The organism is Bradyrhizobium sp. CCH5-F6, assembly GCF_001556045.1.
Taxonomy (GTDB): domain Bacteria; phylum Pseudomonadota; class Alphaproteobacteria; order Rhizobiales; family Xanthobacteraceae; genus Bradyrhizobium.
Genome location: NZ_LSIC01000150.1, coordinates 1 through 14,113 on the forward strand (window position 1 = coordinate 1; position 14,113 = coordinate 14,113).

10 protein-coding genes and 1 pseudogene are annotated in these 14,113 nt (G+C 64.5%); 5 read left to right on the forward strand and 6 right to left on the reverse strand.

Going from position 1 to position 14,113, the window contains the following annotated elements; translation table 11 throughout:
- Positions 1-243: 243 nt before the first annotated feature.
- Together AX729_RS26490 and AX729_RS26495 are read right to left on the reverse strand one after the other, a co-directional pair.
- On the reverse strand, positions 244-3,402 hold the full coding sequence (locus tag AX729_RS26490) for an efflux RND transporter permease subunit (protein WP_061027183.1): 3,159 nt from the start codon (positions 3,400-3,402) through the stop codon (positions 244-246).
- A gap of 13 nt (positions 3,403-3,415) precedes the next feature.
- Complete coding sequence (locus AX729_RS26495) at positions 3,416-4,609, reverse strand: efflux RND transporter periplasmic adaptor subunit (RefSeq protein ID WP_061027184.1); 1,194 nt, start codon at positions 4,607-4,609, stop codon at positions 3,416-3,418.
- A gap of 305 nt (positions 4,610-4,914) precedes the next feature.
- On the opposite strand from AX729_RS26495, the gene AX729_RS26500 reads away from it, so the two are divergent.
- Both AX729_RS26500 and AX729_RS26505 read left to right on the forward strand, forming a co-directional pair.
- Positions 4,915-5,649, forward strand: a complete 735-nt coding sequence (locus AX729_RS26500) for an ABC transporter substrate-binding protein (protein WP_156457221.1) — start codon at positions 4,915-4,917, stop codon at positions 5,647-5,649.
- Between the two features lie 41 nt (positions 5,650-5,690).
- Positions 5,691-6,950 carry an alpha/beta hydrolase family protein gene (locus AX729_RS26505; protein ID WP_061027233.1) on the forward strand — a complete coding sequence of 420 codons (1,260 nt, stop codon included), beginning with the start codon at positions 5,691-5,693 and terminating at the stop codon, positions 6,948-6,950.
- Between the two features lie 90 nt (positions 6,951-7,040).
- Here AX729_RS26505 and AX729_RS26510 read toward each other — a convergent pair whose 3' ends face one another.
- From AX729_RS26510 to AX729_RS26525, 4 genes are all read right to left on the reverse strand, one after another.
- Positions 7,041-8,024 (reverse strand): NAD-dependent epimerase/dehydratase family protein, encoded by a 984-nt coding sequence (locus AX729_RS26510; protein ID WP_061027186.1) that lies wholly within the window; start codon positions 8,022-8,024, stop codon positions 7,041-7,043.
- Between the two features lie 66 nt (positions 8,025-8,090).
- Positions 8,091-9,161, reverse strand: a complete 1,071-nt coding sequence (locus AX729_RS26515; RefSeq protein ID WP_061027187.1) for a hypothetical protein — start codon at positions 9,159-9,161, stop codon at positions 8,091-8,093.
- 99 nt (positions 9,162-9,260) lie between these two features.
- Positions 9,261-10,754 (reverse strand): flavin-containing monooxygenase, encoded by a 1,494-nt coding sequence (locus tag AX729_RS26520; RefSeq protein ID WP_061027188.1) that lies wholly within the window; start codon positions 10,752-10,754, stop codon positions 9,261-9,263.
- A gap of 107 nt (positions 10,755-10,861) precedes the next feature.
- Entirely contained in the window at positions 10,862-11,311 is a 450-nt protein-coding gene (locus AX729_RS26525) for a cupin domain-containing protein (protein WP_061027189.1), read from the reverse strand.
- Between the two features lie 187 nt (positions 11,312-11,498).
- Here AX729_RS26525 and AX729_RS26530 point away from each other — a divergent pair, with 187 nt between their 5' ends.
- The 3 genes and pseudogenes from AX729_RS26530 to AX729_RS26540 all read left to right on the forward strand — a co-directional run bounded on the left by AX729_RS26530 (position 11,499) and on the right by AX729_RS26540 (position 13,808).
- Positions 11,499-12,524 carry an AraC family transcriptional regulator gene (locus tag AX729_RS26530; protein WP_061027190.1) on the forward strand — a complete coding sequence of 342 codons (1,026 nt, stop codon included), beginning with the start codon at positions 11,499-11,501 and terminating at the stop codon, positions 12,522-12,524.
- A 49-nt stretch (positions 12,525-12,573) separates the two neighbouring features.
- Positions 12,574-12,820: pseudogene (locus AX729_RS41260) on the forward strand (hypothetical protein); the annotation flags it as partial.
- A gap of 472 nt (positions 12,821-13,292) precedes the next feature.
- Positions 13,293-13,808, forward strand: a complete 516-nt coding sequence (locus AX729_RS26540; protein ID WP_061027192.1) for a hypothetical protein — start codon at positions 13,293-13,295, stop codon at positions 13,806-13,808.
- The last annotated feature ends 305 nt before the right edge of the window (positions 13,809-14,113 follow it).

The following is a 14,113-nucleotide window of genomic DNA, read 5'->3' on the forward strand; positions in this document are numbered from 1 at the left end:
AGCGAAGCAATCCAGAATCTTTCCGCGGAGGGACTCTGGATTGCTTCGCTGCGCTCGCCAATGACGGGGATCAGGAGGCACCCTGCGCATGGCGCCGATGATGCCATTCTGCCGGTGTTTTGCCCGACGAAGCAAATCGCTTCGGCAGGGCCGAAATTTTGCTAACGTTTTCAACCCCATCCCTACTGTGCATGGGGTTGTTTTCGCGGTTTATGTTGGAGGGCCCTCCGCGCAGCAAAAGCCCTAGGGCTTCACCTCCGCCACCGTCTTCGCCTTCGGCGCCTTCTTCGACGCGCGCCAGTTCTCGAAGCGCTGCACCACCACGAAGAAGGCCGGCACGAACAGCACTGCAAGGCAGGTCGAGGCCAGCATCCCCGAAAACACGGTGATGCCGATCGACTTGCGCGCGCTGGCGCCGGCGCCGGTGGCGAGCACCAGCGGCACCACGCCGAGGATGAAGGCGAAGGAGGTCATCAGGATGGGACGGAAGCGGGCGCGCGCCGCCTCGATGGCGGACTCCAGGATCGGCTTGCCGTCGCGGCCGTGCAGCTCGAGCCCGACCTCGACGATCAGGATGGCGTTCTTCGCCGACAGCGCGATCAGGAGGATCAGGCCGATCTGGCAATAGAGGTTGTTGTCGATCTTGAGGGCGCTGAGGATCAGCATCGGCCCGAGCAGCGACAGCGGCACCGCGAGGATCACCGAGATCGGCGCGTACCAGCTCTCGTACTGGCCGGCGAGCACGAGATAGACCAGCAGCATGGCGAGGCCGAACACCCAGTAGATCTGGTTCGAGACCGCCTTCTCCTGATAGGACATCGCGGTCCATTCATAGCCGGTGCCCGGCGGCAGCGTCTTGTCCGCGATCTCCTCCATCAGCTTCAGTGACTGGCCGGACGAATAGCCCTGCGCCGGCAGGCCGATGACGGTCGAGGACGGATAGAGATTGTAGAGGCTGATCAGCGACGGGCCGGTCGCCGGCGTGATCTTGGCGACGGTGCCGATCGGAATCATGTCGCCGTTCGAGTTGCGCACCATCATGTTGGCGATGTCGCGCTCGGTGACGCGGAATGCCGGATCGGCCTGGGTGTAGACCTGGAACACGCGGCCGAACTTGTTGAACTGGTTGACGTAGGACGAGCCGAGGTAGGTCGACAACGCCGCGAACACCTGGTCCGTTGTCACATGCAGCGTCTGGGTCTTGACGCGGTCGATCTCGACGTCGAATTGCGGCACCGACGAGCGGAACGAGGACTGTACGCGCTGCAGCGCGCTCTGGCTCTGGCCGTTACTGACCATCGCGCTGGTGATCGCCTGCAGCTTGGCGAAGTCGCTGTTGCCGTCGCGCAGTTCGACCTGCATCGAGAAGCCCGCGGCGTTGCCGATGCCCTGGATCGGCGGCGGCGGCAGCACGATCGTGCGCGCCTCCATGATGGTCGCGAGCTTGTCGTTCAGCCCGTAGACCAGCGAACGCAAATCCTCGCCCGGCCCCTTGCGGGCGTCCCAGTCCTTCAGGATGATGTAGGCGACGCCGGCATTGGCAAGGCTAGCGCTGTTGTCGAGCGCGGAGATGCCGGCGATGGTGATGACCTGCTGGACGCCCGGCGTGTCCTTGATGATCTCGCTGGCCCTGTCGAGCACGTTCTGTGTCCGCTCCAGCGCGGCGCCGTCGGGCAGCTGCACGGCGGCGATCAGATAGCCTTGGTCCTCGATCGGCAGGAACCCGGTCGGCACCCGCGACAGGCCGTAGCCGCTGGCTCCGATGACCAGCAGCGCGACCGCGACGGAGATGGTGGCGTGCTTCACGAGGAAGGTGATCAGCCGCGTGTAGCCGCGCTCGACCCGGTTGTAGACCGCGTTGAAGCCGCGATAGAAGAAATTGCGCTGCTCGGGCGGCACCGACGGCCGCAGCCAGAGGGCGCATTGCGTCGGCTTCAAGGTCGCCGCGTTGATGGCGGAGAGCAGCGCGGTCGCGGCGATCACCAGCGCGAATTGCGAATAGATGCGTCCCGTCAGCCCCGCGAGGAACGAGGCCGGCAGGAACACCGAGATCAGCACCAGGGTGATGCCGACGATCGGCGCGAACAGCTGGTCCATCGCCTTGATAGCGGCGTCGTGGCCGTTCATGCCCTGCTCGATGTTGTGGGCCGCGCCCTCGACCACGACGATGGCGTCGTCGACCACGATGCCGATCGCGAGCACGATCGCGAACAGCGTCGACATGTTGATGGTGAAGCCGAGCGCCGCCATCGCGGCGAACGCGCCGATGATGGTGACCGGCACGGTCGTCGCCGGCACCAGCATCGCGCGCCAGTCCTGCAGGAACACCAGGATCACGACCAGCACGAGCAGGCCCGCCTCGATCAGGGTCATGTAGACCTCGTGCACCGAGGCCTCCACGAACTTGGTGGTGTCGAACGGCGTGTCGTACTTGATGCCTTCAGGGAAGCGCTTGGCGAGCTCGGCCATCTTCCTCTCGACGGCCTGCTCGACCTGGAGCGCGTTGGCGCCGGGCGACTGGAATACGCCGATGCCCACGGCCGGCTGCTTGTTGAGCGAGAAGATCTGGCTGTAGGTCTGCGCGCCGAGCTCGACCCAGCCGACGTCGCGCACCCGCGTGACGTCGCCGCTGGTACCGGTCTTGACGATGATGTTCTCGAACTGGCTGGCGTCGTCGAGCCGTCCGTTGACGTTGAGAGTGTACTGGAACGCCTGTCCGGGCGGCGTCGGCGGCGCGCCGATCTGGCCGGCTGCGACCTGCTGGCTCTGCTGCTGGATCGCCTGGATCACGTCCTGCGGCACGAGGCCACGGACCTGCAGCTTGTTGGGGTCGAGCCAGATCCGCATCGAATACTGGCCGGCGCCGAACACGGTGACGTTGCCGACGCCGGGCAGGCGCGAGAGCTCGTCGCGAATGTTGATGGTGGCGTAGTTGCTCAGGTAAAGGCTGTCGTACTTGGAGTCCGGCGAGGTCAGGGTCACGAACAGGAGGATCGAGGTCGATCGCTTCTGCACCGTGACGCCCTGGTTCTGCACGGCCTGGGGCAATTGCGACAGCGCGCTGGAGACGCGGTTCTGCACCAGCACCTGCGCGAAGTTGAGGTCGGTGCCGATCTTGAAGGTCACGGTCAGCGTGTAGGTGCCGTCCGAGCCGCTGTAGGACTGCATGTAGAGCATGTCCTCGACGCCGTTGACCTGCTGCTCTATCGGCAGAGCCACGGTGTCGATCACGGTCTTGGCGCTGGCGCCGGGATAGCGCGTGGTGACCTGCACGGTCGGCGGCACCACGTCGGGATATTGCGCGATCGCGAGGTTGAACAGCGCGACGCCGCCGATCAGGATCATCAGGAGCGCGATGACGTTCGAGAGGACCGGCCGCTCGATGAAGAATTTCGAGATCATGGCTGACAGCCCCTCACTTGGCCGAGGCCTGAGACTGGTCGATCTTCGTCACCTGCGGGTCGATCTTCTGGCCCGGGATCACCCGCAACAGTCCCGCGGTCACCACGCGATCCTCCGGCTTCAATCCGCTTTCGATCACGCGCAGGCCCTTGTCGGTCGGGCCGATCTGCACCTTGCGCTGCTCGACGACGTTGTCGCTGTTGACCACCAGCAGGTAGCGGCCGCCCTGGTCGCTGCCGAGCGCCGTGTCGGGAACGAGGAGGGACTCCTTCTCCTGGCTGAAGGGCACGCGGACGCGGACGAAATAGCCGGGCAGCAACACCCGCTTGTCGTTGGCGATGAGCCCGCGTACGGCCAGCGTGCCCGTGGATTGATTGAGCGTCGGCGCAACGTAGTCGAGATGTCCCTGATGCGGGTAGCCGGTCTCGGTCTGAAGCCCGATCTCGATCGGGAATTGCTTGAGGTCGGCCGGCGTCAGCCCCCGGCGAGCCGCCTCGGCGCGGATGCGCAGCACGTCCTGTTCGTTGACCGTGAAGTTCACATAGATCGGGTCCATCGCGACGATGGTGGCGAGCTGGGTCGGCGAGGAGACGCCGACGAGCTCGCCGATCGAGACCATGTGCGCGCTGACGATGCCGTCGAACGGCGCCGTCACCCTGGTGTAGCCGTAGTTCACCTCGGCGAGTTTCGTATTGGCCTGGGCCTGCTGCAGATTGGCCTGGGCGTTGTCGCGGTTGGACGTCGAGGTGTCGAGCGTGGCCTGGGAGACGGCCTGGCGCTGCACCAGCTCGGCCTGCCGCTTGTAGTCGGCTTCCGCCTGACGGAGCGAGGCCTGCGCGCCGGCCTCGGCCGCCTGCGCCTGCTCGAGCTTGAGCTTGTAGGTCTCCGGCTCGATCGTGAACAGCTGGGTGCCTTGCTTGACGAAGGTGCCGTCCTGATAGTCGATCGATTGCAGAAAGCCCTGCACGCGCGCGACGAGATCGACGCTCTTGATCGGCGCCGTGTTGCCGGTGGCCTCGATGTAGCGCGTCACCGGACGTTGCACCGGCGTCGCGACATCCACCTTGGGCGGCGGCGGCGCCACGAACGTGTTCTTGTCCTCGCAGCCGGCGAGCGCGATCGCGGCGGCTGCCGTTGCCAATGCTCGCCCGGCATATCTCCACACTCCGTTGCATCGTGCGGGAAATGCGGGATTCGCGCGCGTCATTCGGTTGCCCTCGTTGCGGTCTGTCGGTGCGGCAGGCTAGCAACAAAAGTCCGGCCGTGGAACACCATAGCCATGGCAGTCACAGGTCTTGCAGTGCAAGGAGCGGTGTGCCCTCTGACAGATTTGTCATGACAGGCCGCTTTTCATCGCGCGCATGATCGTCCAGAATTGCGTCAATGACCGCGCGACGGACGGGAAGCGGTCCGTAGAAGAAAAGATGAAGTAAGCATGACATGCCCATGTCTCTCGGATTGGCGTCTCTCGGATCGGCCCTTGCCGGCCTCGTTCTCGCAGCGGGAATTGACATGCCTGCACTAGCCGATGGCCTGAAGGAGGAGATCGCGCCGACCGGCAAGCTGCGCGTCGCGATCGCGATCAGCCCGGCGGGCGGCGCGTTCTGGTCGACCAGGACGGAGGCCGGCTATGCCGGCGTCCCCGTCGACCTCGGCAAGGAGATGGCCGCCTGGCTCGGCGTGCCCGTCGAATATGTCGTGCACCAGAATTCCGGACAGATCAGTGACGCAGCCGGGACGGGGAAATGGGACGTCACCTGGCTGCCGAAGGATCCCGAGCGCGAGACCAGAATGTTGTTCGGTCCGATCTACGAGGTCGCCGATGCCACCTACATCGTCAGGCCGGGCTCATCCATCACCAATTTCGCCACGCTCGACCAGGCTGGCGTCAAGGTCGCGGCGGTCAACGCCACGACCACCATGCGCGGTGCGATCGCGCATCTGAAGAACGCCAAAGTCACGGGCTATCAGACCTATGACGAGATCTTCGACCTCTTGAAAAGCGGCGAGATCGACGCCTCCGCGCTGTCACGCGACCAGCTCAACAAGATGGCGCAGAAGATTCCGGGCACGAAGGTGCTGGACGAAACGTTCAAGAAGACGGTGACCGCCGTCGCCGTCCCGCTCGGTCACGGCCAAGCATTGGCGTTCGTCACCAAATTCATGAACGAGGCCGCGACGAACGGCACGCTGCGCAAGGCCTATGACAACAACGGCCTGAAGGACTCGCCGATCCGGACGGAATAGAGCGTCCTTCGCCGGACACATTGGATATCAACTGGGCGCACATGCTTGGACGTTGGATTGCAGTTTCGATCATACCCCTGGTCTTGATGATGCAGAGCGCTCACGCCCAGCCGCTGACGGTCGATCCTGAAACCATCGTCCCCTTGCCGCCGCGGTTCGAGATGGAGCCGCCGGCAGCCGACGTGCCGCCGGAGATTGCCCGCTTCCAGGGTGCATGGATCGGGACCTGGCAAGACGACCGGCACATCCTCGTGGTCGAGCGCGTACAGGCCAATGGGCATGCAGACCTCGTCTTTGCCCGGTCGGACTCGGCCTTCAATGGCATGAACCGCGAATGGTGGCGGGACCAGGCGACGGTCGTCGATGGCGTGCTGACCATGACAGGGTTTCGTGTCTTTCGTTATGCCTTCGAGGGCCCGGACCGCTTGTACATGACGGCCACGCTCAAGAATGGCCTCGTCACGTCGGGAGCGCTGGTCCGTGCCGATCCCGCGCGTCTCGCTGCGGGCGAGTGGCCGAACGACTGGCCGTGGCCCGGAGAGCGCGTCCGAATTCCGCACCTCACGGTTCGAACGCCCGATGGTAAACGGCCGATCACGCTCGAGGGCACGTTCTATCCGCCGTCAGGGCATGGGCAGGCACCGCTCGCGATCCTCACCCATGGATCCGACATCGGTCGCAATCAGCTCAGGTCCTGGTCGTTCTCAACCGAGGCGCATTGGTTGCACGACAATGGATTTGCGATGCTGGCGCTCATGCGCCGCGGACGTGGCAGCTCCGAGGGTATCAACGGTGAGGAGACCTTCGGGCGTGCGAACGACGGCAGCCTCATCGACGTCTCGGCCGGTGTTGCCGAAGCCGTTGAAGACCTCGAGTCCGCGATCGCCTTTGGCCGCACGCTGCCGGGGGTCAAGCCGGGCAAGGTGCTGCTCGCGGGTCAGTCGCGCGGCGGCTTTCTCGCCATGCACTATGCCGGCCTGAAGCCCGGCGAGGTGATGGGCGTGGTGAATTTCAGTGGCGGCTGGTATCCTTACGGACCGGTGACCACGTCCTATTATGCGAATGCCGGCCGCGGTGCAGGCCCTGAGGTCACGCAGCTCTGGCTCTATGCCGATAACGACCGCCTCTACAAGGAGGAGCTCATCCGCGAATATCACCAGGCATTCGTAGCCGCCGGCGGCAGCGTGCGCTTCGAGCTGCTGCGCGGCGTGCCGGGCGATGGCCACCTGCTGCGGCTTTATCCGGAGCGGTGGAGATCGATCGCCGACGAATTCCTCGCCTCACTCGGTCGGCAGCAGTAATCGCGACAGCTTGCAGAGATCGTGTTACACCATGTCTGCAATGCGTCCGACCGGAAAGCGGCAAAGGATTGCTGGAGCCATTCCGTTGACCTAAGTCCTTTTGGCGGCATGCCACGCCGCAAGCACGTCCCGCTCTTCATCGGCGGTAAGCCCGACGACCGGGCCGCCGCTGTTGCGAAGCCAATGCAACGTATCGCGTGCGGTATCGGCCGGTGGTCGCGAGGTCAGGCCGGCGGCGCGCGCCGGTGAGGTGTCGCGGGTCAGGAAGCCGGCGAAGTCGGGCAGGGGAAGCCACATCGGCAAGGACCGCGGGCCTGCCCAGCGCCGCACGTCGTGCGCTTCGAGGAAGGCGCGATCGACCCAGGTGAACGTGCATGATGCGTTCAGCGCCGTTGCGCACTCGGCCAGGAATTCGCCGCGCGTGCGAATTGGCCCGATCCCGTCATAGATGCCGGACAGACGGGTCTCTGCCGCATGCACGATCCACTGCGCGAGATCGCGGACGTCGATGAACTGGACGGCGTCGTCAGGCGATCCCGGCGCCAGCACTTCGCCGCCGCGCGCGAGCCGCGCGGGCCAATAGGCGAAGCGTCCGGTCGGGTCTTCCGGTCCGGCGATGAGGCCGGCGCGGCAGATGAATGCGTCCTCGCCGACCTCCTGCTCGCACGCGACCTTCGCGGCACCGTAGATTGCATCGGTGCTGTGCTCGACATCCGCGGCAACAGGCTCGCGCAGCGGCGCGGTGTCCGCGCGTTGCCCCGGGATACGGTTGTCCGCATACACGCTGATCGTCGAAACAAAGGTCCAATGAATGCCCGGCCGCTTCAGCGCTGCGACCGCGCGGCGAACCTGGCCGGGATGACGCGAGACATCGACGATTGCGTCGAACGACTCGCCCGCGAGCGGTTCGAGACCGCCGGCGACGTCGCGGTCGATCCGCACGAAGCGCGCGCCCGCGGCAATCGGCCCCGCAAGGCCGCGGGCAGCGCAGGTCACGTCATGCCCCCTGGCGCAAGCATGGTTTGCGATCGCGCGTCCGAGAAACTGGCTGCCGCCGAGAATGAGAACGCGCATGAAACGGTCCGTGTCTCCGATGAGATCGCGAGACTACAACGTCCGGTAGCGGTTGCAACCGCTCCCTCAGCGTTGCCTTATCTCCGCATGTTTCGCCATCGCGCGCTCGAACTTCCTTTTGAACAGCCACATGGCAGCGAGGATCTCGCGGTAGCTTGCCGAAGTGCGCGCCCGGTCGGCCTGTCCGAAGGCGAAGATGCTGTTGTTGCGCAGGTGCTTCATGATGGTGGGGCTGGAGACCCCATAGTTCAGGAGATCGCCCGATTTGAGCGCGGACCTTGTCGGGGTGGGAACGATCTGGATCAGCTCGAACAGCTTCATCTGGTCGATCGGATCAGGCAGCGTCTTCGCAATTCCGGGGATCTCGCGGAACAGATCTGCGTGCGCGTTCATCAGGCCGTTGCGCACGTTGGTCCAGTGGTTGAAGCGGTGGTCGGTGCCGCGGGCCCGCGCCTCTTCCCTGTCGTCGCGCGCGCTCAGCGCCGGATCGATCGCGGCGATCTCGCCCTTGATGGCCTCCCATTTCCTCCGGCCGTTGCGGTCTTCGGAGGGGCCGGTCTGGAAGCTGCCCATGTAGGTGTTCGAGCGCGCATTGCGGACGTTCTGCTTGCCATTGGTTTCCGCAAAGAACAGCCCGAGGCTGATGCGGCCGGCAGTCTCGGCATGTTCAGGCGCAAGCCCCTTGGCGCGCGCGATCGCAACGGCGAGATCGACGACGTCCTTGAAGGGCGTTGGCGAGTTCTGCGCACTGGCAGGCGGCGCCTCCATGATGTCGAACAGCTTTCCATATTCGTCGACGAGCGGCTCGATGTCGGCATCGAAATAGGCGGGAGGAATCTCGAACTTGTTGGGCCGGCCGATCCGCGACGGCATGGCGTCGGTGAGATCCTTGTAGGTGCTGATGACGGCGACCCGCGCGAGATAGAGCGCCTGTCCCGGCAGGTTCGGCAGCGGCTCCCTCGCCTCGATCTGGCGCCGCCGCTCGGCGAGGATCGATTTGAAGTCGGCGAGCGCGCGGTCATAGGCGGCGAGCGCCTCGGATTGTCTGGCCGTGAGCGCGCCCTGTCCCATCGCGGGTGTCGCGAGAAGCAGGGCAAGCCCAGCGATGATCGCGGCGGCGTGGCGTCTTGATTGCATCGCGGGCTCCCGGACCGGCCGATTCGGCAGCCGGAATCGTAGGCAATACGGCCTGGCCTGGCGAGCCGCGAGTTCGGGTCGGCGGCAGCTAGCCGGCCTTCATGCCGTTGCCCGGTACTCCGGCGCGGAAGCCAGGAACTTCGCATAATCGTCCGCATCCGGAGGCTGGAAGCGGCCCGCGGGCCCGCCGCGCTTCTGGGCCCTCGCGCCGATGTCGGCCATCAGCTCGTCGAAATGGCGGTAGTGATAGGGCGCGACGCACAGGCCGCCATAGACGCCCGCAGCCGGCCGTTCGACGCGCTTGAAGTGCAGCATCATCTCGATGTTGTCGCGCATCGCTTGCGCCGTCGGCTGGTTGGCGAGCTGGCCGTCGGCATAGCGCACCAGCCAGTTGGCGGCGAGGTCGGCGCAGAGCACGGTGCAGAACGACGAGTTGAAGCCGACGAAGCCGAGCTCGGGCAGATCGGGATTGGCGATCAGGCGATAGAGCCGGTACTGCCCGTCGGCATCGACCAGCTTCTGCCGATACGCTTCGGGGAGGAACGGCACCCCGAGCTTGTAGCCGATGGCGAGCACGGCGACATCCGCACCGATGCGCTCGCCCCCGCTCGTCACGATGCTGTCGCCTTCATATCGGTCGAACGTGCCGAACACCGCCTTGATGCGGCCGTCGGCGACCATCGGATAGAAGCCCGGCGTTGCAATCGGAACCGAGCAGTTGACGCCGTCCTCGATCCGCTCCTTCGGCACCATCTTGCATTGCTTGAGCTTGAGCTGCGCTTTCAACAAGCTCTCCAGCCCGCGCCAGTTCGCCCAGACCAGTGGCGTGGCGAGGCGGTGTGCGAGCCGCGCCATCGGGCCGATGCCCCAGCCGGGAAACATGTCCTCCTGCGCGCGGATGTAGAGGATGCGCTTGAAGTTCACGAGCCCGCCGATGAAATAGGGAATGCGCCAGACCGGCTCGCGCATCACGATCGTCACCTCGCGCGCGCCCGATTTCACCGCGTTCACGGCGATGTCGGTCGCAGACTTCGACCCGCCGAGCACGACGACGCGGCGTCCTTTTGCCAGCGCGGCATCGTTGTATTTCGACGAATGCAGGATCTGGCCGCCCTGTGCGAGAAAGCCGTCCTCGCCGGGGCAATGTAGCTCGCGCGGCTCGTTGAACTGGCCGGTGCAGATCGCGACGAAGTCGAAATCCTCGCTCGTGTCCGTGCCGTCCTTGTCTTTCAGGGCGAGCGTCCAGCCCGGCTTGCCGTCGGCGCGGCGCGCCATGCCCGCGACCTCCGTGTTCAGCCGCAGCATGCGCTCGAGGCCAAAACTCTTGGCGTAATCGGCGAGATAGGCGTGGACCTGCGGCCCGGTCGGCCATTCCGGATAGGCGTCCGGCATGGCGCGATCGGTGTAGCGGTAGAGTTCCTTCGGGCTCTGCGTCTGCACGTCGGGATAGGAGCGCGCCGGCTCCCAGACGCCGCCGAGATCGCCGCTGCGCTCGACGATGGTGACGCGGTGGCCGCGGGTAGAGAACGCCTTTGCGGCGGCAAGACCGGAGACGCCGGCGCCGATCACGCAGACATGTTTGGGACTGACCATGAAATGGCTCGCAATCAATGTGTTTCGCGCGCAAGCGGCCACGTTCGGCCGCAAGGCGCGGCCGGCCGAGCTGCAAGCAGATGGAAATGGACGAGAAGGCGGATCGCCTAGTCGTTGGCCTCGGGCGGCAGGAAGTCGACCTCGTGCAGCGCCGAGATGCGCACAACCTCGGCAGGGTCGGTCAGATTGTGGAGCTGTTCGAACAGCGCCTCCAGCTTCTGCATCGGTGAGACCCAGAACAGTGCGCGGCAGGGCTTGTCGGATTTGTTGAAATAGCCGTGCGGGATCCCGCGCGGCATGCGCACGAGGTCGCCGGCATGGGCCTTGACCCATTGACCGTCGAGCTTGAGGTCGAGCGTGCCCTCCTGCACCAGGATGAACTCGTCCTGGGTCGGATGGATGTGCACCGGCACGAACTGGCCGGGATCGCTGTTGGTCTCGAACGCGAAGGTGGAGTCTGTGACGGCCTTGGGGAAATAGACCTGGCCCAGGATATTCCAGCTCTTGCCGCCATAGCCCGTGCCGTTCGCAGTAATGCCCTTTTCGAGTGCAGTCATGCTCGCCTCCTGATGGATTCCGGCGGGGACGGAGCATCGGCCAGCCAGGGGCCGCCTGTCTATCCGCTAAACGAATCCCGCGCGGCTTATCGCCATGCAGCACGACGATAAGCGGACACGGCCCTTTTCGTCCGCCGGGAACTATTATAGGCTTAAAATAATTCCCGGGCGCGAAGCATGGTCGACGATGTCCGCAGCCGAGCTGGAAATGAGCGCAAGAGCCTCTGCAGCCGAACGGCTCGCGGACTTCGCCCGCGTCACCACGGATGACGTCGACGAAGCGGCCGAGCAGATCGGTCGTATCTTCTGCCCGCACGATCTCAAGCCTGCGCAGGCGCGCGCCGCCGGCTTCTCCGCCCGGCACAATTGCGCGGCGTTCGAGGGCTTCTCGATCAACTACGTCGCCTATGGCGGATCGGTCAGCATCGATCCCGGCTGTCTCGATCGCTTTTTCCTGGTGCAGGTCCCGCTCACGGGCAGCGCCCGCATTCGCGCCGGCGTCAGCGAGCTCGATGTCGCGCCGGACAGGACAGCGTCGCTGCTGTCGCCGACCATTCCGACGCGGATGATGTGGAACGACTGTGCGCAGGCGATCCTGCTGCTCGATCGCCGCATGGTCGAGCAGCGCGCCGCGGCGCTGTCGGGCAGGGCGGTGGGCACCGTCGAGTTCGATCCGGCGATCGATCTGGATGCGCCGTGCGGGCGGGCCTTGCAGGCGAGCCTTGCCGAGCTGATGCGGCTTGCCGAGCGTCTCGGTCCGTCCGGCAGGCTTTCACCGGTCGCGGTGGCCGATTGGCGCGAGACCTTGCTCGATCGCCTCCTCAACGGCCAGCGGCATGGCCTCTCGGATGCGATCAGGACGTTCTCCGGCTGCGCCGAACGCCTGCCGCGAGCGCTCCGCACCGCGCGGGACCATCTGGCGGACAATGCGGGCGAGCCGCTCGACCTTGCGCAGCTTGCCCGCGCGTCCGGCATCGGCATCCGCGCGCTCCAGCTCGGCTTCCGCCGTCACTTCGGCGTGTCGATCTCGCAGATGCTGCTCGACATGCGCCTTGCAGACCTGCACGCGCGCCTCGCGCAGGCGGCGCCCGATGCTTCCGTCACCGAGATCGCCTTCGATCTCGGCTTCACCCATCTCGGCCGCATGGCCGGTGCCTATCGCGACAAATTCGGCGAGACGCCATCGGCGACGCTGCGGCGAAGAATGAGCTGAATTGTCGGCTGGACCTGTTCTTGCGACCTCGTCCCACGGTCTTCGCGCAGTCGAGATCGGCCTGCGTGCGGCGGTTGTTCGGCAATCCGCAGCATGCCTCTACGAAGAAGCTGATGGCAGCCGTGCCGGTGCCCGATCCATCGCGTCGCGGCGCGCGGCGCGAATTGTCGAATGACGAGATCAGAAGCGCGGCGCGCGCGCCGGACTACCAGCCGCTTCGGCGACAGTATCGCGAGGTGTCGCCTGGTCAAAGTCGTTCAGGCCTGAGACCCGAAGGCGCGGTGAGTTTCCGGTGATGCGGCCGAGCCTCATGGGTTGACCTGGACGAAACTCGCAAGCGTGGAGATCTGATGTCGGCGAAACGCGGGAGAGCTCGCTGACTGACTGCGCCTTTCAGCTCCCGCTCGCGCGCTCCCGGGTATCGCGACGATGCAGAGCCTCTTCCGGAAACTGTGATCGGATGGAGCGACAGGAAACCAAGGTGTGTGAACCGTCTCATATTCCATCACTCACTTTTTGAACTATCACTTCCGCAAGAAATTGCCGCACCCGGACCTAACTGACAGACACGGGTGAGATGCAATGCCTGCGCAGCCGCGAGCTCGCAGCTTTGGATTGGCTCTCGTCTTGCTCACGAGCAAGCCAGTCCCGCTACTCAGCACAGATCTTTCAGAAATTGGAATCCAGGGAATCGCAAAACGCGGTCACGAGGCAACCTCTAATCGAGGTCGGCCGATAGGCCGCTACTTACCTGAGAGGGAGACTCCAATGAAGATCAGCAATGCAGTGCCCAGCGCATTTTCCCTAAGAAGGTACACCGGCCATCTTCGGATCGCCCGTTCCAGTCTGATCAGGTCGGCCCATCTTCTTGAAAGAATTGGGCTCGCAGCCATTGGGGCCTCTTGCGGCCTCTATGTGGGGGCGACCCTGTTGCGCGAGAAAGGCGGCATGTTTGAAAGCGGCTGGATCGTGCTGATATCGATGCTCTATGGAGCTCTTAGCCATTATGTCGGAATTGATTTGTCCGGCGGTGTCGCACGGAAGTCGATTTCGAGCATCTCGGAAGAGTGGAACGGTTTCGAGCCGGCTGAGATCATGAGCGCGACCGGAACGTTCGGCGCCGCGATTGCCGCAACGCTGTCCGTCAGTATCCTTGTCCTTGATCAAAACCCACCCAATGGGCTGATAGCCTTTGTTGCCGGCTGTTGGGTGGTCGGTTCTTCGCTTCAAGTTGCAGCGGGCACGATGGCTCGCAACTACGAAGCGTCCATGGGCAAGGAATGATGGAACTGCGCTCACCGACAAACGGCTGCTTGACGTCGTGACGTGGGCACAATCCGCAGTGTTGGATTCGGCTTCAGGTTGGAGTGAGTAGTGACGACTCATTGCAACCTCTATCATCCAGTGCTGAGTGCCTACGAGTTTTGGTGGCGTAATCGTTCGCATGGGGCAGCGTCCTTGCTTGGACGCCGCACCGGTACTGAGCAACCTAACTTATCGCGCAACAAACAAGACGTGCCATCATGGTGATGTTGGGATATCGTTTCCGGCGCGCCGTGGTCCAAAATTCTGCTAACCGCCAGCCACAC